Source organism: Pseudomonas sp. 5.2 (genome assembly GCF_059025405.1).
The window spans coordinates 134,803-156,471 of the sequence record NZ_JBYBHH010000002.1 but is presented as its reverse complement, the minus strand read 5'-3'; the positions used below and the strand labels follow the sequence as shown (position 1 = coordinate 156,471).

Below are 21,669 nucleotides of genomic sequence, written 5' to 3'. Positions count from 1 at the left end.
TGTCGAGCAGAGAACAAAGTTCGTAAGCGAGTTGCTGACCCTGTGGGAGCTGGCTTGCCAGCGATGGGCCGCAAAGCGGCCCCAGTATTCAAGGCTTGTGCGCGCGCGACAGGAACTCGTGCGACTGCATCTCCAGCAACCGGCTCAAGGTCCGCTGGAATTCAAAGCTCAGCCGGCCACCGGTGTACAGGTCCTTCAACTCCACCTCAGCCGAAATGATCAGCTTGACGTTACGGTCGTAGAATTCGTCGACCATGTTGATGAACCGGCGGGCGATATCATCGGTGGCAACGCCCATCTGCTCGACATTGCTCAGCAACACGGCATGGAAGATCTTGCCCAGCTCGATGTAGTCGTTCTGGCTACGCGGCCCGTCGCACAGGGCGCGGAAGTCGAACCAGGCGACGTCATCGCAGGTGCGCAGGGCGTTGATCGGGCGGTTCTCGATCATCAGCACATCGTTCTCGACAGCCTGGGTGCACTCAGGGGTCAGCGCCTTGAAGCTGGCACGCATGCTCTGGTGTGCGGCGTCATTGAGCGGGAAGTGGAACAGTTCGGCCTGCTCCAGATGGCGCAAGCGATAGTCGACGCCACTGTCGACGTTCACCACGTCGGTGTACTGCTTGATCATGGCGATGGCGGGCAGGAAGCGCGCACGCTGCAGGCCGTCCTTGTACAGGCCGTCCGGCACGATGTTGGACGTCGCCACCAAGGACACGCCGTTCTTGAACAGCTCCTCCATCAAGGTGCCGAGGATCATCGCATCGGTAATGTCGGAGACGAAGAACTCGTCGAAGCAGATGACTTTGGCTTCATCGCTGAAACGCTTGGCGATGAGGGTCAGCGGGTTTTTCTCGCCCTTGAGGGTTTTCATTTCCTCGTGCACGCGCTTCATGAAGCGGTGGAAGTGCGTCCGCATCTTCTGCTTGAACGGCAGCGCCTCGTAGAAGGTGTCGACCAGGTAGGTCTTGCCACGCCCTACCCCACCCCAGAAGTACAGGCCCTTGACCGGCGTCTGCTCTTTCTTGCCGAACAGTTTGCCGAACACGCCCGGCTTGTTGTTCTGCGCGTGCACCAGGTCGTCGTACAGGCGCTGCAAGTGACGCACCGCAGTCTCCTGCGCCGCATCATGGAAGAAGTCGGGACGTTTCAGATCTGCTTGGTATCGTTCTAGGGGCGTCATGATTTCGTTAGCGAGGCAACAAAAAACGGGCCGTCACTGTAGCGACAGGCCCGCTTAATGGCAATCAGACTTGCGTCAAACTGTCTCAGTCCTGCTGTGGCACCAGGGCCTCGTGCAGGCTTTGAACAGCCGCATCACGGGCTTCGGCCGTGTCGAACTGCGGCCCTTCAGCCACCTGCTCGCCATTCAGCCACAGGCTGAAGCTCAGCCCTTCAGCACGCACATCGGCTTCGCCACCTTGCTGCAGTTGCTTGCTTACAGCGCCGGCGCTTTTGCCGTCGGCGAAGCTGCGCGACAGCAACAGTTGCTCGCCGTCGGCGGCCAGCAGGCGGAAGCGGAAGCTGCCATCCTCGTCACGGAAGCTGACGAACCGCGCGCTCTTGGCGGCCTTTTTCTTCACTTCGGTGTTGGCCTGCACGCTGCTGCGGAACGAACGCAGGCCAACGGCTTCGCGCAGTTGCTCAAGGAACGGCGTGGCGATCTTGCGGGCCTTGGCGGCACCGGCCAACAGGATGTCTTCCAGGTCCGATGGACGCGAGATCAGTTGATGGTAGTGGTCGCGCTTCTCGGCCAGTTGCCCATCCAGCAGCTGGAACAGACGCTGCTTGGCGTCGCCCCAGCCCAGGCCCTGCAGCAGCTCTTCGCGGAACCCGGCGCATTGCTCCGGCGTCGAGAAGGCCTGGTACAGGGTGAACAAGTGCGAAGTGTCCGGGTCTTTCGCTTCGCCCGGCGCGCGCGAGTCGGTCACAATGCGCGAAATAGCGTCTTTCATGTCCTTCGCGCTGGTGAACAGCGGGATGGTGTTGTCGTAACTCTTGGACATCTTGCGCCCGTCCAGGCCCGGCAACGTCGCCACGCTCTCTTCGATCACCGCCTCCGGCAGGGCGAAGAAGTCCTTGCCCTGGCCGAACAGGTGGTTGAAGCGCTGGCCAATGTCACGGGCCATTTCCACGTGCTGGATCTGGTCACGGCCGACCGGCACCTTGTGGGCGTTGAACATCAGGATGTCGGCGGCCATCAGCACCGGGTAGCTGAACAGCCCCATGGTCACGCCGGCGTCCGGGTCTTCACCGTTCTCGACGTTCTTGTCCACCGAGGCCTTGTAGGCATGGGCACGGTTGAGCAGGCCCTTGGCAGCGACACAGGTCAGCAACCAGGTCAGTTCGGGGATTTCCGGGATGTCGGACTGGCGGTAGAAGGTCACCTTGTCCGGATCGAGGCCACCGGCCAGCCAGGTGGCAGCGATTTCCAAGCGCGAGCGCTGGATGCGCAGCGGGTCGTCGCACTTGATCAGGGCGTGGTAGTCGGCCAGGAAGTAGAACGAATCGGCACCGGGTTGTTGGCTGGCGCGGATCGCCGGGCGAATGGCGCCGGCGTAGTTGCCCAGGTGCGGGGTGCCGGTGGTGGTGATACCGGTAAGGATGCGCGTGGTCATGGGTGTTCGCTTATTCAGGCTTGGCTCAATTCGAAAGGCGCGGCAGCAGCAGATCCTTCAGATCGGTCAGCTTGCCATGGAAGAAGTGTCCGCATTCTGCCACTTTCAGCAGCTCATGGGGGCGCGACAGGGTGTCAGACCATTCGTAGACCAACTGCGGATCGACGACCTCGTCGCTGTCGGGCTGCACCAGGGTGATCGGGCAGCGTTGCGGCAACGGGAATTCGTCTGTCAGGCGCATCACCGCCGGGGCGATCATGAACAGGTGTTGCAACTCAACCCCAGCGCCTTCAAGGCGCCCTGCCAGGCTGGTCGCGACGAAACCACCGAACGAGAAGCCCATCAGCACCACCGGCAACTCAGGGTGCTTCGCCCGCAACCAGGCAGCCGCTGCCTCGGCATCGGCTACCTCGCCCGCGCCCATATCATGGCTGCCGGCGCTTTGGCCGACACCCCGGTAGTTGAAGCGCAGTGTCACGTAACCGGCGTCACGCGCGGTGCGTTGCAACGTCGAAACTACCTTGTTGAGCATGGTGCCGCCCTGGACCGGGTTGGGGTGGCAGATCAGCACCACGCCGCGGGCATCGGCAACGTCCAGGTACAAGGCTTCCAACTGGCCGCAAGGGCCATCGATGAACAAGGGGGTTTCGCGGACAAGCAAGGCACTACTCCGTGACCTCGGGAAGGGTCGATTCGTCTAGGTGAGGAATTCTGTTCTGATTTGCGATCGCTCGCGGTATACAGCGCAGGTCTGAGCCGTTAACGTAAAGCAAAGCCGTTTATAGAGGAAGGACTCGTGGAACTCTCGCTCCTTGTTTGGTTGTTGCCGACCCTGGCCCTGGTCATCGGCGTGGTGGTTGGTTTCGTCGTAGCCCGCCTGCTGCCCAATGCCGCGCCGAGCAGCACGCAACGTCAACTGGATGACATCCAGCAGCGTTTCGACAGCTACCAGAACGAAGTGGTCACCCACTTCAACAGCACCGCCGTACTGGTCAAGAAACTCACCCAGAGCTACCAGGACGTCCAGGATCACCTCGCCGATGGCGCCAACACCCTGGCCCTCGACGACGTCACCCGCCAGCGCCTGCTGGCCGCCCTGCACTCCGAAGCGGCCCAAGGCCCACGCGACCGTCTGACCCCGCCGAAGGACACCGCCGAAGTGCCACGCGACTACGCGCCAAAAACGCCGAACTCGCCGGGTATGCTCGATGAGAGCTACGGGCTCAAGCGTTGAGCTGATGCACTGAAAAAGGCCTCGAAAGAGGCCTTTTGTTTTCTGAAGGGTGGAGAAAGGTTTAGCAAGCGGCACCGAGCCTGCAACAGAATCACCCAACGTGCTCAGAACGTATTTCCAAGTGCCTGTCATCCAAGTATTACCGGACCCTGCATAAGCCTATCCAACCTAGGAGAACTCTTATGCTGACTCACCGACAACGCTCATTCATCGCCACTGTCGAGGCCGTGGACGGTAGCCTCAATTTCCTCGATGAACTCCTGGGCAGACCTGCCGAGATCGGCGGCAATTCTGCCCCTACCACGCAAAAACCAACGATGGGTGGCATTGCCCACGCGGGATGGGCCGGCCGCATTTTCCGCCACACCGTGATGACCACTCGTGGAAACCGAGGAAGCCGAGCACCTATCCATGAGCAGAATCCCACGCCGGCTGTAAAACCGGTTGAACCCAGCAAGCGTGATGAATCGAATTACCTTGGCTATGTTGCTGAGGCAGTCGATGCCGCGCCGCTGCACCTTTACTTTCGCAGTGTGGAAAAGGGCTACCGGTTGTTCGTTCGGTCTTCCGCTCGCTACGCACGCGCACTTTACATCCATAAGGAAAATTGCGTATGCGCCTTACCCTCCCCCTTCGATAACGCCTACCCAACGCTCTTCGAGTTGCTGGATTGCGACAACATACCCATCACTTTCGCCAGCCTTGAAGACCAGGCAATTGTGCGTCTGGCCCCAGCAGGCCGGCAAACGCCCTTGATGTTGCGCACGTTCAAAGGTGTGCCTTACACCTACGTTTGCACGCAAGGCCAGTCTCCTCTTGAGTTGCGCCTGAGTATTCTGGAAAGAAACGCCGCGTACCTGAACAACCCTGATGAAGTCTGCCCTCCAGGCGTAAGGCCCTGACGCGGCTATGCCAATGTCAGGGCCCGTACAGCCGCTTCAACTGCAAACCATCAGCGCCTGGCGAACATCCTCAAGCAGGTCCTCCACATCCTCGAGCCCCACCGACAAGCGCACCAACCCCTCCGATATCCCGTGATGTGCCCGCTCCTTCGGCGTATAGCTGGAATGGGTCATGCTCGCCGGATGCTGCGCCAGCGACTCGGCATCGCCCAGGCTCACCGCCCGCGCGAACAGCTGCAGGGCATTCATAAAGCGCCGCCCGGCTTCGATGCCGCCCTTGAGCTCAAAGGCGATCATGCCGCCCGGCAGGCGCATCTGCCGTTGAGCGAGTTGGTACTGGGTAAACGAGGGCAGCCCTGGGTAGTGGATAAACTCGACCTGCGGCTGTCGCGCGATAAACTCCGCCACCTGCTGGGCGTTGGCGCAATGGCGGTCCATGCGCAGGGCCAGGGTCTTGATACCCCGCATCAACAGCGAAGCGTCATGGGGCGACAGCACCGCGCCTGTCATGTCTTTGAGGCCTTCCAGGCGTATCCGGTCGATCAGCGCCTTGCGCCCCACCACCAGCCCTGCGGTGAGATCACCATGGCCGCTCAAGTACTTGGTGGCCGAATGCACCACCAGGTCGGCTCCCATTTCCAGGGGCCGCTGCAAATAAGGCGTGCAGTAAGTGTTGTCGACCACGATATGCAAATCATGCCCACGCGCGGCGTCAGCCACCGCCGCGATATCGACCAGTTGCATGTTGGGGTTGGCGGGTGTTTCGAAGTAGATCATCCGTGTTTTGCTGGTGATCGCCGCCTTGAGTGCCTTAGTGTCGTTAAGGTCGACGTGACGGATTTTCACCCCGAACTCGCCAATGCCATGGTGCAGGAAGGCAAAGGTACAGCCATACAACGTGCGCCCGACAATCAGTTCATCACCCGGCCGCAGTAGGGTCCAGATCGTCGAGGTAATGGCCCCCATCCCCGAAGCCAGCGCCAGCCCGGCCTCGCCCCCTTCCAACGACGCCATACGCTGTTCCAGCAAAGCCAGCGTCGGGTTGGAAATGCGGCTGTAGAAGTGCCCCGCTTCCTCCCCTGCAAAGCAGGCAGCGCCATATTCAACGGTGGGGAAGGCATAGGTCGCTGTTTGATACACCGGCGGCACGAGGGCGCCCCCATGGGAAAGCGGGTCATAACCATGGTGGATGGCCCGTGTGGAAAAACCGGTATTGTTATGGGAGTCGCGCATGGCAACAGCCTCTGGTGGTTTGTTATAAGCTTATGCCACCGAGCTGCCTGAATTTTTCCAAAATAGCCCACGCAATCGAGCACTTTTTGGAACAAAAACAACAATTATTCGATCAGGAGGGCAAACCATGCCTTCGAGCCTCGACCGCACCGACCGCGCCCTGCTCGCCGCCCTGCAGGACAACGCCCGCCTTACCGTCTCCGAGCTTGCCGACCAGGTAGCGCTGACCACCTCGCCTTGCTGGCGGCGGGTCAAATTGCTGGAAGATAACGGCTATATCACCGGCTACCAGGCCATTCTTTCCCCTAAATCATTGGGGTTTGGCGTAACCGCTTTTGTCAGCATCATGATGGATTCGCATACCAAAGACATGGCCTTGGCCTTTGAGAAGCGGTTGATGGAAATACCCGAAATCGTTGCCTGCCATAATATTTCCGGGCGCTATGACTTCTTGCTGGAAATACTGGCGCGGGACCTTGAATCGTTTGGGGAATTCACCCGAGAAGTACTGCAGCGGTTGCCGGGAGTTAAAGAAATTTATTCGAGCTTTTCGTACAAGGCAGTGAAAGAGAGGCGCGTGATTCCTGTGTCGGAAAAGCATATCTGATTCAGACCTTTCCGAACGGCAGGAAGGGTCCTACCGATGGATAGGCCGCAACTGACATACTGCACATTCAATTCACGAAAAGCTTTGCCATGTAGTGATCAGGAGAACCTACATGGCACAGGACAAAACGTATTATCTCACCGAAGGGCTTTGGATTAGCGCCGCTGCCCCCACGGGTGCTGAACTCAGGTTACTGGGTGGCGGTGGAGGCGGACCAGGCGGAGGGGGCTGGGGGCTGAGTGAAGGCTACCCTCGCGGTACCAGCCCAACCAAAAATGATATTGCGCGGGTCATTTCAACACGGAGAGTGTTGACAGAGGAATATCAGGTCATCGAGAAAGACCACGAAGAAAAATATACTCAAGAGATAAACCAGCTCCCAGAAACGATTGCCGCATTAAAAGCTCAAATCAGATCCGACGCGCAGAACACACCCAACCAATCTTTAAAAGCAATAGTTGAACAACAGGTTTTGACCTCACGTATCAGCCAGATGCGTGAGAACTACCTGCAGATTTTACCCGACGCAAATAGTTATTTTGGCGTACCCGCGTTCTATAAGCGCGGCGATTCAATGATGAGTCGGTTTCTCGACCCTGGTTTCATCGAATCAACAACGGGTGAAGCCTTGGGTGTGGAATGGGCCACAAAACTGCAGAGGTCGTGGGACGGCGCCTATCGTTTACACCTGCTAGCCCAGAAGCATCAGTCGCTAGCGGATGAACTCAAAGGGCTGGCAGGACAGGTAGATCAAGAGGAGCTGACCCAGCAGCCTTTAGACCTGCTGAAGGTGATTGCGCGTAGAACAGCGCAGATTCACGTAGAGCGGCAAATTCACTTCGAATGTTTGCCTAATGTTATTCAGCATGAGCTCGGGCAAACCGTCATTGGGGACGCTTACACACTCGCCCAAACGTTCAATGCTTACTTGGCCACCGCCTCTGCTCTGGTGCAGAGCAAACAATCGCAAATACCGCAGTACCCAGATCAAAATCCGCGGATCAGCAGCCCTCTGTCGAAACCCCAACTGGAAGGGCTGTTGCATCTTGTGGATGAGCAAAGATTGCGCCGAGCTGGTCAGCGCTGGAAGGAATATCACCAGGCCCTTGCATTGAGCGAATCGATCAGGTTCCTCGATACCTTCACAAGTGCTACGCAGAATCTTAACCAGCGCGCGGCCGAGGTTGAACACTTACAAGCTCAGTTTGCAGCGCAACAGGCGGCGGCTGAGGAAGCCGCTCGGCTACAGGCTGAGGCTGAGCGCCTGGCTGCCGAGGAAGTGGTGAGGCAGCAAGCCGAAGCTGAGCGATTGGCCGCAGAAGAAGCGGCACGCCAGCAAGCCGAAACTGAGCGTTTAGCTGCCGAGGCGGAACGGCAGCAGCTCGAGACGTTGCTCAAACGTATAAGTTACAACCACGAAGGCCGACTGGCGGCATCGGTCCCTGCAATCATCCCCATCGGTGCTGCAACGTTCGCAATCGCCGAGACCGCCTATACAGCGTTAGGGGCTGCAATATCTGCAGCTTTGACCAGGATTATTGCGGCTTCCACTCCCGCCCTAGCGGTGGGCTCCCTGGCAATGGCCTGGCCGTCCACGTTGGCCAACAGCGAACGTCACTACCTCATCAGCACGCCCCTCGCTAACCTTTCACCTCCGAACGGTCCGGATCTAGTCGCCCTTGCCCTCTCATCAACCAGTATCGATTTACCTTACCTTCTTGCAGGGGCCGAAGACCAACATGGGCTGGATCTCTACGTGGTACCTGGCGCTAAGCCAGTACCCGTTCGCGCCGCGACTTTCGACAGCGAGCGCCAGCTTTACAGCCTGGCACTGGAGAACCCTCAGCGAATTCTGACCTGGACCCCAGCCAGCGCACCGGGGGATGAACAGGGAAGCTCTACCAGTCTTCCGCCGGCACCACCTGGGACTGTCGTTTACACCGGCAGCAGCCTTAATCCTGTAAGCACCGAGCAGGACGGTTATCCGGCTCTGGAGCTACTGGATCAAGAACGGCTGATAATCACCTTTCCGCTGGATTCGGGTTTGCCGCCTATTCTGGTGGTGTTCAAGAGTCCGCGATATGAGCCAGGGATTGCTACAGGGTTAGGCTCGCCAATCACTGGTATCTGGCTCGATGAAGCAGCCAGGCAGACCGGGGCAGAAATTCCAACACAGATTGCGGATGTGCTGAGGGGACGGGAATTTCGAGATTTCGATGCTTTCCGAGCCGCATTCTGGAAGGCTGTAGCCGAACACCCCGAGCTGTCTAGTCAATTTAACACTACAAATAGAAATCTCATGGCTAGAGGACACGCCCCCAAAGCACGTGACAAAGATCACTACAAGGGGCACGCTACTTTTATACTCCATCACGTGATTCCAATTTCCGAACATGGAGCTGTATACGATGCTGACAACTTGAAGATTGTCACGCCGGCAGCGCATCACAACATACATTACGGGGCATCAGAATGACTCCAAAAAACAGCATATCTGAATTCACAGAACTGGAATTCCTTGAATTTATAACCTCAATTACAAACCCACCCAACAATATAAGCGAACAGGATTTAGATTCACACATCATGAGATTTAAATCGCTAAGCGAACATCCGAATGGCTCGGACTTAATATACTGGCCTGAGGCAGACGGCCTTGATACGCCAGAGGAAATCGTACGCATCATAAAAGAGTGGCGCGCAGCTAACGGCAAGCCAGGATTTAAAGCAGAGTAAATCCAACACCCCGCTCATACGGGGTGTTACTCCTTAAAAAATTAGTGCGTTCCAGACCTGTGAGATTTGCACGTCCGGACACAAACAAAAAACCCCGCCGAAGCGGGGTTTTTCATGCAGCCTCAGCGCTTAGATCGCGCCACGCTGACGCAACACATCCAGCACCTGCTTCACGCCTTCGTCGACACTGGTGTTCTGGGTATCGATCACCAGGTCAGCGTCCAGCGGCACATCGAACGGGAAGCTTTCACCCGGGATGTTGTCGCCACCGGCAGCATACAGGCCCTGCGGGTCGCGCTCGCGGCAGGCGATCGGCGAGGCCTGGACGTAAACGGTCACCAGGCGCTCCTTGCCGATCAGCGCCTTGGCCTGTTCGCGGCCTTCGGCATCCGGGGCGACGAAGGCGGCCAGGGTCAGCATGCCGGCTTCGTTGAACTGGCGCGCCACATGGGCGGCGCGGCGCCAGTTCTCGGTGCGGCCGGCGCGGTCCTGTGGCAGGCCCTTGTTCAGGTCGTGGCGCAGGTTCTGGCCATCGAGCACGTACACCGCACGGCCCATGTCGAACAGCTTGCGCTCCACGGCGTAGGCCAAGGTGCTCTTGCCAGCGCCGGACAGGCCGCTGAACAGCACGGTGGCCGGCTGCTGGCCGAAGCGCAGGGCACGCTCTTCGGTGGACACGTGAGCCTGCTTGCCATGCTGGCCGGTGCTGCCGTGCGGCAGCACTGGCTGTGCGATGATCATGCCGGCGCCAACGGTGCCGTTGGTAAGGCGGTCGATGACGATGAACGCACCGGTGGTGCGGTTGCTGTCATAGCCGTCCAGCGCGATGGCGCTGTCCAGGGACACCTTGACGCGACCGATCTCGTTCAGCTGCAGCGCGCTGGCCGCATCCTTTTCGAGGGTGTTCACATCGACCTTGTGGGTGATGCTGGCGATCGAGCCCGGCACATAGCTGGTGGCACGCTTGATGTCGTATTTCTTGCCGGGGAGCATGGGCTCTTCGGCCATCCACACCAGCATCGCGTCGAACTGGTCGGTCACCGGCGGGACATTGTCGGCATGCACCAGCAGGTCGCCACGGGAGATGTCGATCTCGTCTTCCATGGTCAGAGTCACCGCCTGGCCTGGGCCGGCGTTTTCCAGCTCACCTTCGTAGGTGACGATGGACTTGACCCGGCTGCTCTTGCCCGACGGCAGCACGACGATTTCGTCGCCCTTGTGCACCACGCCACTGGCGAGGGTGCCGGCAAAGCCGCGGAAGTTCAGGTTCGGACGGTTGACGTACTGCACCGGGAAGCGCAGGTCGGTGAAGTTGCGGTCGGCCGCGACTTCCACGGTCTCGAGGATTTCCATCAGCGCAGGGCCGGTGTACCACGGCGAACGCTCGCTGCGGTTGACCACGTTGTCGCCCTTGAGCGCCGACATCGGCACGAAGTGCAGGCTGCTCGGCGTCAGGTTGATGGCATCGGCGAACTTCAGGTAGTCGGCCTTGATTTCTTCGAACACGCCTTCGTCGAACCCTTTGAGGTCCATCTTGTTGACGGCGACGACGATGTGCTTGATGCCCAGCAACGAGGCGATGTAGCTGTGACGACGGGTCTGGGTCTGCACGCCGTAGCGGGCATCGACCAGGATGATCGCCAGGTCACAGGTGGATGCACCGGTGGCCATGTTACGGGTGTACTGCTCGTGGCCCGGGGTGTCGGCAATGATGAACTTGCGCTTGGCGGTGGAGAAGTAGCGGTAGGCAACATCGATGGTGATGCCCTGCTCGCGCTCGGCCTGCAGGCCGTCGACCAGCAGCGCCAGGTCGACTTCTTCGCCGGTGGTACCGGACTTCTTCGAATCACGGGTGATGGCTTCGAGGTGGTCCTCGTAGATCATCTTCGAGTCGTGCAGCAGGCGCCCGATCAGGGTGCTCTTGCCGTCGTCGACGTTGCCGCAGGTCAGGAAACGCAGCAGTTCCTTGCGCTCGTGCTGGGCCAGGTAGGCGAGGATGTCCTCGCTGATCAGATCAGATTGGTGCGACATGGAGTAACCCTGAAATTAGAAGTAGCCTTGGCGTTTCTTGTCTTCCATGGAGCCGGCGCCATCGTGGTCGATGACACGGCCCTGGCGTTCGGACGTACGGGTCAGGAGCATTTCCTGAATGATGTCCGTCAGGGTCTCGGCTTCGGACTCGACAGCACCCGTCAACGGGTAGCAACCGAGGGTACGGAAACGCACCTTCTTCTTGACGATGCGGGCCTTTTCTTCCTCGGAGAGGTGCTCAAGGATGCGCTCGTCGTCGATCATGATCAGGGTGCCGTTCTTCTCGATGACTTCACGCTCGGCGGCGAAGTACAGCGGCACGATCGGGATGCCTTCGAGGTAGATGTACTGCCAGATGTCCAGCTCGGTCCAGTTCGACAGCGGGAAGACGCGGATCGACTCGCCCTTGTTGACCTTGCCGTTGTACACGTTCCACAGCTCGGGGCGCTGGTTCTTCGGGTCCCAACGGTGCTTGCTGTCGCGGAACGAGTAGACGCGTTCCTTGGCGCGCGACTTCTCTTCGTCACGGCGGGCACCACCGAAGGCGGCGTCGAAACCATGCTTGTCCAGCGCCTGCTTGAGGCCCTGGGTCTTCATGATGTCGGTGTGCTTGGAGCTGCCATGGGTGAAGGGGTTGATGCCCTGCGCCACACCCTCAGGGTTGACGTGGGTGATCAGCTCCAGGCCCATTTCCTCGACCATCTTGTCGCGGAAGCTGTACATCTCCTGGAATTTCCACTGGGTGTCGACGTGCATCACCGGGAACGGCAGCTTGCCCGGGAAGAAGGCCTTGCGCGCCAGGTGCAGCATCACGGCGGAATCCTTGCCGATCGAGTACAGCATCACCGGGTTGTCGAACTCGGCGGCCACCTCGCGGATGATGTGGATGCTCTCCGCCTCCAGCTGTTTCAAGTGCGTCAGTTTGTCGACCATGGCTACTCACGAAAAACGATCTTATGGACGGCCTGCGGGCCGTGTTCGAGCGAGCCACTTTATCACAGCGGCTGATTCTATTTAGGAGGCGGGCTAGATCGAAACAATCTAACGATATGACTGGGGGTTTGGGCTCTGGCTACTCACCACCAGCCGTTGTAGGAGCAGCCTTGGGCTGCGAAGAGGCCAGTGGTGGCACTTTACCTGTACCGGCCTCTTCGCAGCGCAAGGCTGCTCCTACAGGGGTTGTGGGCGATCCGGAAGGGTTAGATCGGGTTGGGGCAATCGATGAACAGATGTTCCACGGCGAAGCGCCGGGCCAGGTAGTCGCCCAGGGCCTGCACGCCATAGCGCTCGGTGGCATGGTGCCCGGCGGCGATGAAGCTGACGCCGTTTTCGCGGGCACTGTGGAAGGTCTGTTCCGACGCCTCGCCACTGATGAACAGGTCGACCCCTGCGGCAATCGCGGTGTCGATATACCCCTGCCCGCCCCCGGTGCACCAGCCCACGCGGCGGATCATCTGCTCGCCTTCAACCAGCAACGGCTCACGCCCCATCACCTCTTGCACCCGCCGGGCAAAATCCCGTGCAGTCATCGGCTCAGCCAGCGAACCGACCAAGCCAACCACTTTCGGGTTTTCCGGGTCCAGCGGCCCCTCGACGGTGATATCCAACTGGCGCGCCAGCTGCACGTTGTTGCCCACCTCCGGGTGTACATCCAGCGGCAGGTGGAACGCCAGCAGGCTGATGTCGTGCTTGAGCAGGGTTTTCAAACGGCGCTGCTTGATCCCCGTGATGCACGGGTTCTCGCCCTTCCAGAAGTAGCCATGGTGCACCAGCACCAGGTCGGCCTCAGCCTCGACCGCGGCATCCAGCAACGCTTGGCTGGCCGTGACACCGCTGACAATGCGGCTGACCTGCGGACGGCCCTCGACCTGCAGCCCGTTGGGGCAATAATCCTGGATCTTCGCACTGCCCAGGTAGCGCTCGGCTTCCTCGACCAGGGTGTTCAGAGCGACGGCCATGAAAATCTCCTCGAAATCTGCGTTTTTGCCGGGTTCAACACCCGTATACTGGCCGCCATTATGAGCCGTCGCCGGCCTTGGGGAAACCGGCGTCAGCCGCCTGGGTGCAGGCCAGACAAGCCTTCGCCGATCAGCGGTTTCAGGTGTATGATCGCGCGCGCTCGCGCCCCGTGGCGCTGCTATCTGGCTCCCGCCCTACTCCCAGGATTCGTTCATGTTCAAGGCTCTGCGTTACTTTGGCTGGCCCCTGCTCACCGGTGTGTTGATCGCCATGCTGATCATCCAGCGCTTCCCGCAATGGGTCGGCCTGCCCAGCCAGGACGTCAACCTGCAGCAGGCCCCGCAAACCACCCGGATCATGCAGGGCCCGGTGTCGTATGCCGACGCCGTGACCCTGGCCGCACCGGCAGTGGTCAACCTGTACACCACCAAGGTGGTCAACAAGAGCGCCCATCCGCTGTTCGAAGACCCGCAGTTCCGCCGCTTCTTTGGCGACAACCTGCCCAAGCAGAAGCGCTGGGAGTCAAGCCTGGGCTCGGCGGTAATCATGAGCCCCGAGGGCTACCTGCTGACCAACAACCACGTCACCAGTGGCGCCGACCAGATCGTGGTAGCGCTCAAGGATGGCCGCGAGACCTTGGCGCGGGTGATCGGCAGCGACCCGGAAACCGACCTGGCGGTGCTGAAGATCGACTTGAAGAGCCTGCCGGCCATCACCATCGGCCGCTCCGACAACATCCACATTGGTGATGTCTCGCTGGCCATCGGCAACCCCTTTGGCGTCGGCCAGACCGTGACCATGGGCATCATCAGTGCCACCGGCCGTAACCAGCTGGGCCTGAACAACTACGAAGACTTCATCCAGACCGACGCGGCGATCAACCCGGGTAACTCCGGCGGTGCACTGGTCGATGCCAACGGCAACCTGATCGGCATCAACACGGCCATTTTCTCCAAGTCCGGCGGCTCTCAGGGCATTGGTTTCGCCATCCCAGTGAAGCTGGCGCTGGAGGTGATGAAGTCGATCGTCGAACACGGCCAGGTGATCCGTGGCTGGTTGGGCATCGAAGTGCAGCCGCTGAGCCAGGAACTGGCTGAGTCGTTCGGTATGCAGAATCGCCCAGGCATCGTCGTGGCGGGGATCTTCCGCGAAGGGCCGGCGCAAAAAGCCGGGCTGCAGCTGGGTGACGTGATCATGAGCATCAACGGCGAGCCGGCGGGTGACGGGCGCAAGTCGATGAACCAGGTGGCGCGGATCAAGCCCAACGAGAAGATCACCATCGAGGTGATGCGCAATGGGCAGCAGCTGAAGCTGGTCGCCGAGGTGGGGCTGCGGCCGCCGCCTGCTCCGGCGACGACGCAGGAAGAGAAGTAACACTGGGGCTGCTTTGCAGCCCATTCGCAGCACAAGGCTGCTCCTACAGGGGGATCGCATTGCCTTGTAGGAGCAGCCTTGCGCTGCGAATGGGCCGCAAAGCGGCCCCACCAGCATCAATGCAAAATCTGACTCAAGAACAACTTGGTCCGATCACTGCGCGGCCGGTCGAAGAAATCATCCGGCGCCGCCTGCTCCACAATCTCCCCCTTGTCCATGAAGATCACCCGGTTCGCCACGGTGCGGGCAAAGCCCATCTCGTGGGTGACACAGAGCATGGTCATGCCGTCCTCGGCCAGGCCCACCATGGTATCGAGCACTTCCTTGACCATCTCTGGGTCGAGCGCCGACGTCGGCTCGTCGAACAGCATGATCTTCGGTTTCATGCACAGCGCCCGGGCAATCGCCACACGCTGCTGTTGGCCACCCGACAACTGCCCCGGGTACTTGTGCGCCTGCTCAGGGATACGCACCCGCTCCAGATAATGCATGGCGATTTCCTCGGCCTTGCGCCGCGGCATCTTGCGCACCCACATCGGCGCCAGTGTGCAGTTTTCCAGAATGCTCAGGTGCGGGAACAGGTTGAAGTGTTGGAACACCATGCCGACCTCACGGCGGATCGCCTCGATCTGCTTGAGGTCGTTGGTCAGCTCGACGCCATCGACGACGATGCGGCCCTGCTGGTGCTCTTCAAGCCGGTTAAGGCAGCGGATGGTGGTCGACTTGCCCGACCCGGATGGCCCGCACAGCACGATGCGCTCGCCCTGGCGCACATTCAGGTTGATGTCCTTGAGCACATGGAACTGGCCGTACCATTTGTTCACACCCTGCATCTGGATGATGCCTTCGGGGCCAGCAGGCTGCTTGATCGCTTCACTCATTTCGAAACTCCTAACGCTTGTGGCCAGTGTCCAGCTTGCGCTCCAGGTGCATGGAGTAGCGGGACATACCGAAACAGAAAATCCAGAAAACCAGCGCAGCGAACACGTAGCCCTCGGTGGCCATGCCCAGCCAGGCCGGGTCGGCCGCCGCTTGCTTGACGCTGTTGAGCAGGTCGAACAGGCCGATGATGATGACCAGGCTGGTGTCCTTGAACAGGGCAATGAAGGTGTTGACGATGCCGGGGATCACCAGCTTCAGCGCCTGGGGCAGGATCACCAGGCCCATCGCACGCCAGTAGCCCAGGCCCATGGCCGCAGCCGCTTCGTATTGCCCCTTGGGGATGGCCTGCAGGCCACCGCGCACCACCTCGGCGATGTACGCCGACTGGAACAGGATCACGCCGATCATCGCCCGCAGCAGCTTGTCGAAGCTCATGCCTTCGGGCAGGAACAGCGGCAGCATCACCGAGGACATGAACAGCACGGTGATCAACGGTACGCCGCGCCAGAACTCGATGAAGGTCACGCAGACCACCTTCACCGCCGGCATCCGCGAACGCCGCCCCAATGCCAGCAGGATGCCCAGCGGCAACGCACCGACGATACCCACGGTGGCGATCACCAGGGTCAGCATCAGCCCGCCCCACTGGCTGGTCGGCACGCTTTCCAGGCCCAGGTAGCCGCCATGCAGCAGGGTGTAGGCAAGGACCGGGTACAGCACTAGGAAGCCCAGGCCATACACGGCCTTGCGCGGGAAGCGCTTGATGAACAGCGGCGCGGCGCCGAGCACGGCCAGCCACACGGTCAGGTCCACGCGCCAGCGCAGTTCCGTCGGGTAGTAGCCGTACATGAACTGGCCAAAGCGCTGCTGCACGAACACCCAGCAGGCGCCCTCCTTGGTGCAGTCTGCGCGGGTGGTGCCGACCCAGTTGGCATCGATCAGCGCCCACTGCAGCAAAGGCGGTACGATCAGCCACACCAAATAAAGGGCGAACAGGGTCAGCAGGGTATTGAGCCAGCTGGAGAACAGGTTGGCACGCATCCATGCGAGCACGCCGACGGTCTTCACCGGTGGCGGCATGTCAGGTTTGAAAACGTGAGCATTCACGGGCGTATCCTCACCGCTCGATCAGCGCAATGCGCTTGTTGTACCAGTTCATCAGCAGCGAAATGCTGATGCTGATGGCGAGATAGACACTCATGGTGATGGCAATCACCTCGATGGCCTGGCCGGTCTGGTTGAGCACCGTACCGGCGAACAGCGAGACCATCTCTGGGTAGCCGATACCGGCCGCCAGCGACGAGTTCTTCGCCAGGTTCAGGTACTGGCTGGTCAGCGGCGGAATGATCACCCGCAGTGCCTGGGGGATGATCACCTTGCGCAGGGTCGGGCCCTCGCGCAGGCCCAGCGAACGCGCAGCTTCAGTTTGGCCATGGCTGACCGAACGGATGCCGGAGCGCACGATTTCGGCAATGAACGCCGCGGTGTAGATCGTCAGCGCCAGGGTCAATGCCAGCAGTTCCGGGATCAGCACCCAGCCACCGACGAAGTTGAAGCCCTTCAACTGCGGCACTTCCCAGTGCACGGGGCTGCCGAACAGCAGCACGCAGAGGCCAGGGATGGCAATGAACAGCGCCAGCCCCACCCAAAACTTGTGAAACGGCTCACCGGTCTCGTTGAAGCGTTTGTTGGCAACACGCACCATCACCACGATGGCCGCGATCGCCAGCGCCAGGGCAATGACAAACGGCCAGAAGCCATCGGCCATCGAGGCGCCGGGCATGTTCAGGCCCCGGTTGCTGATGAAGAACAGGTCGTTGATGTTGATGCTGCCCCGCGGCCCTGGCAGGGTCAGGAACACCGCGAAATACCAGAACAGAATCTGCAGCAAAGGTGGAATGTTGCGGAAGGTCTCCACATACACGGTCGCCAGTTTGTTGATCATCCAGTTCGGTGACAGCCGTGCCACACCGATGATGAACCCCAAGACGGTCGCCAGGATGACGCCGATGATCGTCACCAGCAGCGTGTTGAGCAGGCCGATGACGAACACCCGCGCGTAACTGTCGGATTCCACATAAGGAATCAGGTGCTGGGCGATGCCGAAGCCGGCACTGCGGTCGAGGAAGTCGAAGCCCGAGGTGATGCCCCGGTGTTGCAGGTTGGTTTGCGTGTTGTGGAACAGGTACCAGCCCAGGCCCACCACGAAGACGATCGTGAGAACCTGGAACAACCACGCGCGCACACGCGGATCGTTCAGGGATAGCCCCTTTTGTGCGCCGATTCGATTTTGCATGAAGTGCCCCGGACAGTAGGGATTCGAACAGCCTGCGGCGGCGGGATGCCGCCGCAGGGTGCAGCCATCAGCGCACAGGTGGCGCGTACTGGATGCCGCCGTTGTTCCACAGGGCGTTCATGCCACGGTCGATCTTCAAGTCAGTGCTCTGGCCCAGGTTCTTCTCGAACACTTCGCCATAGTTGCCCACTTGCTTGACGATCTGGACTACCCAGTCTTTGGGCAGCTTGAGGTCTTTGCCGTACTCGCCGTCAGCGCCAAGCAGGCGGGCGTTGTCCGGGTTCTTGGTGGATTTGGCCTCAGCCTCGACGTTCTTCGACGTGATGCCGGCCTCTTCGGCGTTGAGCATGGCGAACAGGGTCCACTTGACGATGCTGAACCATTCTTCGTCGCCCTTGCGTACCACCGGGCCCAAGGGTTCCTTGGAGATGGTTTCCGGCAGCACCACGTAGTCGGTCGGCGCGGCCAGCTTGGAACGCTGGGCGAACAGCTGCGACTTGTCCGAGGTCAGCACGTCGCAACGGCCGGACTCCAGCGACTTGGCGCTTTCGTCGGAGGTGTCGAAGGTGATCGGGGTGTACTTCAGGTTATTGGCGCGGAAGTAGTCGGAAACGTTCAGCTCGGTGGTGGTACCGGCCTGGATGCAGATGGTCGCGCCATCGAGCTCTTTGGCACTGGAAACCCCCAGCTTCTTGTTGACCAGGAAGCCGACGCCGTCATAGTAGGTGACACCGGCGAACACCAGGCCCATGCCGGCATCGCGCGAGCTGGTCCAGGTGGTGTTGCGCGACAGCACGTCGACTTCGCCAGACTGCAGCGCAGTGAAGCGTTCCTTGGCGTTGAGCTGGCTGAACTTGACCTTGGTCGCATCGCCGAACACGGCGGCAGCAACGGCGCGGCAGACATCGGCGTCGATACCGACGATCTTGCCTTGCGCATCAGGTACCGAGAAGCCTGGCAGACCGTCGCTCACGCCACACTGGACGAAGCCCTTCTTCTTTACCGCATCAAGCGTGGCGCCGGCCTGGGCGGTTGTCACAGCGCCCAGCGCAGCGGCAGCGGTCAGGACTGCCAGGGTGGTTTTCAACATCTTCATTCACAACCTCCAAATCGCTCTTGTTGTACCGAGCCGGAATTGCACCGCACCCTTTTGAGGCGTATCCGACCCGTGTTGGCTTGTTATTGGGTCAATGGCGCAATGGGCTGTTCTATGACAGCCTTCACGTGCAAAGGGTGTTACCGTCACGGCCTGACCCTTGCATCGGATGATTCATAGCAAAGGGCGTACCACAGTTGACGGCTAAAGCGTTTAAGCGCTCGTCAAGTAGGGAAAGTTGTATCGTTGCGACATTCTTTTTCCGACAATCATTTGCAGCGCCTTCTTTTTACGCACACGAAAACAAGACACGCACACTTTCGGAGCAGTCATGACCAACCCGCTGATTCTCGAACCGCAGAAAACCGCCGACGCCTGTGTGATCTGGTTGCACGGCCTGGGCGCCGACCGTTACGACTTCCTACCGGTTGCCGAATTCATGCAGGAACGACTGCTCAGTACTCGGTTCATCATGCCCCAGGCCCCTACCCGCCCAGTCACCATCAATGGCGGCTATGCCATGCCCAGCTGGTATGACATCAAGGCCATGACCCCGGCGCGCGCCATCGACGAGGCGCAGCTGGAGGAATCGGCCGACCAGGTGATCGCCCTGATCAAGGCCGAACAGGCCAAGGGCATCAATCTGTCGCGGATTTTCCTGGCCGGTTTCTCCCAAGGTGGCGCCGTGGTACTGCACACGGCTTATATAAAGTGGCAAGAAGCCTTGGGCGGGGTGATCGCGCTGTCCACCTACGCGCCCACCTTCAACGATGCCCACGAGCTCAGCGCCTGCCAGCAACGCACCCCGGCCCTGTGCCTGCATGGCGTGCACGACCCGGTGGTGATCCCTTCGATGGGGCGCACGGCCTTCGAATACCTGAATACCTGGGGTGTTGCCGCCCAATGGCACGAGTACCCGATGGAGCATGAAGTGGCCATCGAGGAACTGAGCGATATCCACGACTGGTTGAGCAAGCAATTGCAATAAGCCAGGCTCGCCCGTCGTTGTAGGTGTATTCCGCTACGCCGTGTCCAGTTCTTGCTTTACACTGCCCGGCGTACATTCCTTAACCAGTTGATGAGACGATCGTGCTCAAGGCACTCAAAAAAATATTCGGCAAAGGAGACGCCGCGCCTCAGGCCGTCGATCCCGCTGCCAGCGTGAAAACGCCCGCGCCTGCTCCCGCTGCTGTGGCTCAGCCCCAGTCTCAGCCAGCGCCTCAGCCGGCCCCAACACTCGCCGACGCCAGCCCTGAGGCCCAAGCGCCTGCCGCCACCGACAAACCGGCCAAGGACAAACCGCGCCGCGAACGCAAGCCAAAGCCGCAGGCCAGCCTGTGGAAGCTGGAAGATTTCGTGGTAGAGCCGCAGGAAGGTAAAACCCGCTTCCACGACTTCAAGCTGTCCAGTGAAGTGATGCACGCGATCCACGACCTGGGCTTCCCCTACTGCACGCCGATTCAGGCGCAGGTATTGGGTTACACCCTGCGCGGCCAGGACGCGATCGGCCGAGCCCAGACCGGCACCGGCAAGACCGCCGCGTTCCTGATCTCGATCATTTCCCAGCTGCAGCAGACGCCGCCGCCCAAAGAACGCTTCATGGGCGAACCGCGCGCGCTGATCATCGCGCCAACCCGCGAACTGGTGGTGCAGATCGCCAAGGACGCCGCCGCCCTGACCAAGTACACCGGCCTGAACGTCATGAGCTTTGTCGGTGGCATGGACTTCGACAAGCAGCTCAAGGCCCTGGAAGCGCGTCATTGCGACATCCTGGTCGCCACGCCGGGCCGCCTGCTGGACTTCAACCAGCGCGGTGAAGTGCACCTGGACATGGTCGAAGTGATGGTGCTGGACGAAGCCGACCGCATGCTCGACATGGGCTTTATCCCACAGGTACGTCAGATCATTCGCCAGACCCCGCCGAAAAGCGAACGCCAGACGCTGCTGTTCTCCGCCACCTTCACCGAAGACGTGATGAACCTGGCCAAGCAGTGGACCACCAACCCGGCCATCGTCGAGATCGAGCCAGAAAACGTCGCCAGCGAGACGGTCGAGCAGCACGTCTACGCGGTGGCCGGCAGCGACAAGTACAAGCTGCTGTACAACCTGGTGACCCAGAACAAGTGGGAACGGGTGATGGTGTTCGCCAACCGCAAGGATGAAGTGCGGCGTATCGAAGAGAAGCTGGTGCGCGACGGCATCAACGCCGCCCAACTGTCGGGTGACGTGCCGCAGCACAAGCGCATTCGTACGCTAGAGAGTTTCCGCGAAGGCCGGATTACCGTGCTGGTGGCCACCGACGTGGCGGGCCGCGGCATCCATATCGATGGCATCAGCCACGTGATCAACTTCACCCTGCCCGAAGATGCCGATGACTATGTTCACCGCATCGGCCGTACCGGCCGCGCGGGGACCAGTGGCGTGTCGATCAGCTTTGCCGGCGAGGACGATTCCTACCAACTGCCGGCGATCGAAGAGCTGCTGGGGCGCAAGATCAAATGCGAGATGCCGCCGGATGAGCTGCTCAAGCCGGTGCCGCGCAAGCATCATTGAGGCACGCAGAGCCCAGGTAATTCGCGATCTCTGTAGGAGCAGCCTTGTGCTGCGAAGAGGCCGGTGACAACACAGTCATCATTGGTGTTAGCACTGGCCCTTTCGCAGCACAAGGCTGCTCCTACAGAGGCCGTGCTGCTTCCGAAGT

The 21,669-nt window shown here is 60.3% G+C and carries 19 protein-coding genes; 8 read left to right on the top strand and 11 right to left on the bottom strand.

Going from position 1 to position 21,669, the window contains the following annotated elements; all coding sequences use genetic code 11:
* Positions 1-88: 88 nt before the first annotated feature.
* The 3 genes from zapE to AC5PZ0_RS04370 all read right to left on the bottom strand — a co-directional run bounded on the left by zapE (position 89) and on the right by AC5PZ0_RS04370 (position 3,279).
* Positions 89-1,183 (bottom strand): cell division protein ZapE, encoded by a 1,095-nt coding sequence (gene zapE, locus AC5PZ0_RS04380; protein WP_027593995.1) that lies wholly within the window; start codon positions 1,181-1,183, stop codon positions 89-91.
* Between the two features lie 85 nt (positions 1,184-1,268).
* Positions 1,269-2,618, bottom strand: a complete 1,350-nt coding sequence (locus AC5PZ0_RS04375; RefSeq protein WP_099430375.1) for a tryptophan--tRNA ligase — start codon at positions 2,616-2,618, stop codon at positions 1,269-1,271.
* A gap of 25 nt (positions 2,619-2,643) precedes the next feature.
* Complete coding sequence (locus tag AC5PZ0_RS04370; RefSeq protein WP_493854440.1) at positions 2,644-3,279, bottom strand: alpha/beta hydrolase; 636 nt, start codon at positions 3,277-3,279, stop codon at positions 2,644-2,646.
* A gap of 135 nt (positions 3,280-3,414) precedes the next feature.
* Between AC5PZ0_RS04370 and AC5PZ0_RS04365 the strand changes: the two genes are divergently transcribed.
* Both AC5PZ0_RS04365 and AC5PZ0_RS04360 read left to right on the top strand, forming a co-directional pair.
* A complete protein-coding gene (locus AC5PZ0_RS04365; protein WP_027593992.1) occupies positions 3,415-3,852 on the top strand; it encodes a Z-ring associated ZapG family protein in 438 nt (145 codons plus the stop codon).
* Positions 3,853-4,034: 182 nt separating this feature from the next.
* Positions 4,035-4,754, top strand: coding sequence for a hypothetical protein (locus AC5PZ0_RS04360; protein WP_493854439.1), 720 nt, complete (start codon positions 4,035-4,037; stop codon positions 4,752-4,754).
* A 36-nt stretch (positions 4,755-4,790) separates the two neighbouring features.
* On the opposite strand, the gene AC5PZ0_RS04355 is transcribed toward AC5PZ0_RS04360, so the two are convergent.
* Positions 4,791-5,987, bottom strand: coding sequence for a methionine gamma-lyase (locus AC5PZ0_RS04355; RefSeq protein WP_493854438.1), 1,197 nt, complete (start codon positions 5,985-5,987; stop codon positions 4,791-4,793).
* Positions 5,988-6,114: 127 nt separating this feature from the next.
* Between AC5PZ0_RS04355 and AC5PZ0_RS04350 the strand changes: the two genes are divergently transcribed.
* The 3 genes from AC5PZ0_RS04350 to AC5PZ0_RS04340 all read left to right on the top strand — a co-directional run bounded on the left by AC5PZ0_RS04350 (position 6,115) and on the right by AC5PZ0_RS04340 (position 9,330).
* Entirely contained in the window at positions 6,115-6,594 is a 480-nt protein-coding gene (locus AC5PZ0_RS04350; protein WP_027595326.1) for an Lrp/AsnC family transcriptional regulator, read from the top strand.
* A 112-nt stretch (positions 6,595-6,706) separates the two neighbouring features.
* Positions 6,707-9,070, top strand: coding sequence for a pyocin-S2/colicin E7-DNase domain-containing protein (locus AC5PZ0_RS04345; protein WP_493854437.1), 2,364 nt, complete (start codon positions 6,707-6,709; stop codon positions 9,068-9,070).
* Positions 9,067-9,330 (top strand): bacteriocin immunity protein, encoded by a 264-nt coding sequence (locus AC5PZ0_RS04340; RefSeq protein WP_265968557.1) that lies wholly within the window; start codon positions 9,067-9,069, stop codon positions 9,328-9,330. The genes AC5PZ0_RS04345 and AC5PZ0_RS04340 overlap by 4 nt, the downstream gene beginning before the upstream one ends.
* A 129-nt stretch (positions 9,331-9,459) precedes the next feature.
* On the opposite strand, the gene cysN is transcribed toward AC5PZ0_RS04340, so the two are convergent.
* The 3 genes from cysN to AC5PZ0_RS04325 form a co-directional block, all read right to left on the bottom strand.
* A complete protein-coding gene (gene cysN / locus AC5PZ0_RS04335; RefSeq protein WP_027595325.1) occupies positions 9,460-11,361 on the bottom strand; it encodes a sulfate adenylyltransferase subunit CysN in 1,902 nt (633 codons plus the stop codon).
* Between the two features lie 15 nt (positions 11,362-11,376).
* Positions 11,377-12,294, bottom strand: a complete 918-nt coding sequence (cysD, locus tag AC5PZ0_RS04330) for a sulfate adenylyltransferase subunit CysD (protein WP_003251799.1) — start codon at positions 12,292-12,294, stop codon at positions 11,377-11,379.
* Positions 12,295-12,560: 266 nt separating this feature from the next.
* Complete coding sequence (locus AC5PZ0_RS04325; RefSeq protein ID WP_027595324.1) at positions 12,561-13,319, bottom strand: Nif3-like dinuclear metal center hexameric protein; 759 nt, start codon at positions 13,317-13,319, stop codon at positions 12,561-12,563.
* A gap of 214 nt (positions 13,320-13,533) precedes the next feature.
* On the opposite strand from AC5PZ0_RS04325, the gene algW reads away from it, so the two are divergent.
* A complete protein-coding gene (gene algW / locus AC5PZ0_RS04320) occupies positions 13,534-14,694 on the top strand; it encodes a Do family serine endopeptidase AlgW (protein ID WP_027595323.1) in 1,161 nt (386 codons plus the stop codon).
* Between the two features lie 116 nt (positions 14,695-14,810).
* Here the strand turns inward: algW and AC5PZ0_RS04315 are convergent, their stop codons facing one another.
* The 4 genes from AC5PZ0_RS04315 to AC5PZ0_RS04300 all read right to left on the bottom strand — a co-directional run bounded on the left by AC5PZ0_RS04315 (position 14,811) and on the right by AC5PZ0_RS04300 (position 18,968).
* Positions 14,811-15,575, bottom strand: a complete 765-nt coding sequence (locus tag AC5PZ0_RS04315) for an amino acid ABC transporter ATP-binding protein (RefSeq protein WP_003251792.1) — start codon at positions 15,573-15,575, stop codon at positions 14,811-14,813.
* A 10-nt stretch (positions 15,576-15,585) separates the two neighbouring features.
* Positions 15,586-16,683: an amino acid ABC transporter permease gene (locus tag AC5PZ0_RS04310; protein ID WP_027595322.1), complete on the bottom strand. Its 1,098-nt coding sequence runs from the start codon at positions 16,681-16,683 to the stop codon at positions 15,586-15,588.
* 10 nt (positions 16,684-16,693) lie between these two features.
* Positions 16,694-17,872, bottom strand: a complete 1,179-nt coding sequence (locus tag AC5PZ0_RS04305; protein WP_099430380.1) for an amino acid ABC transporter permease — start codon at positions 17,870-17,872, stop codon at positions 16,694-16,696.
* A 67-nt stretch (positions 17,873-17,939) separates the two neighbouring features.
* On the bottom strand, positions 17,940-18,968 hold the full coding sequence (locus AC5PZ0_RS04300) for an amino acid ABC transporter substrate-binding protein (RefSeq protein ID WP_027595320.1): 1,029 nt from the start codon (positions 18,966-18,968) through the stop codon (positions 17,940-17,942).
* A 331-nt stretch (positions 18,969-19,299) separates the two neighbouring features.
* On the opposite strand from AC5PZ0_RS04300, the gene AC5PZ0_RS04295 reads away from it, so the two are divergent.
* Together AC5PZ0_RS04295 and rhlB are read left to right on the top strand one after the other, a co-directional pair.
* A complete protein-coding gene (locus tag AC5PZ0_RS04295; RefSeq protein ID WP_099455253.1) occupies positions 19,300-19,956 on the top strand; it encodes an alpha/beta hydrolase in 657 nt (218 codons plus the stop codon).
* Positions 19,957-20,057: 101 nt separating this feature from the next.
* Complete coding sequence (gene rhlB, locus AC5PZ0_RS04290) at positions 20,058-21,521, top strand: ATP-dependent RNA helicase RhlB (protein WP_027595318.1); 1,464 nt, start codon at positions 20,058-20,060, stop codon at positions 21,519-21,521.
* Positions 21,522-21,669 lie beyond the last annotated feature (148 nt).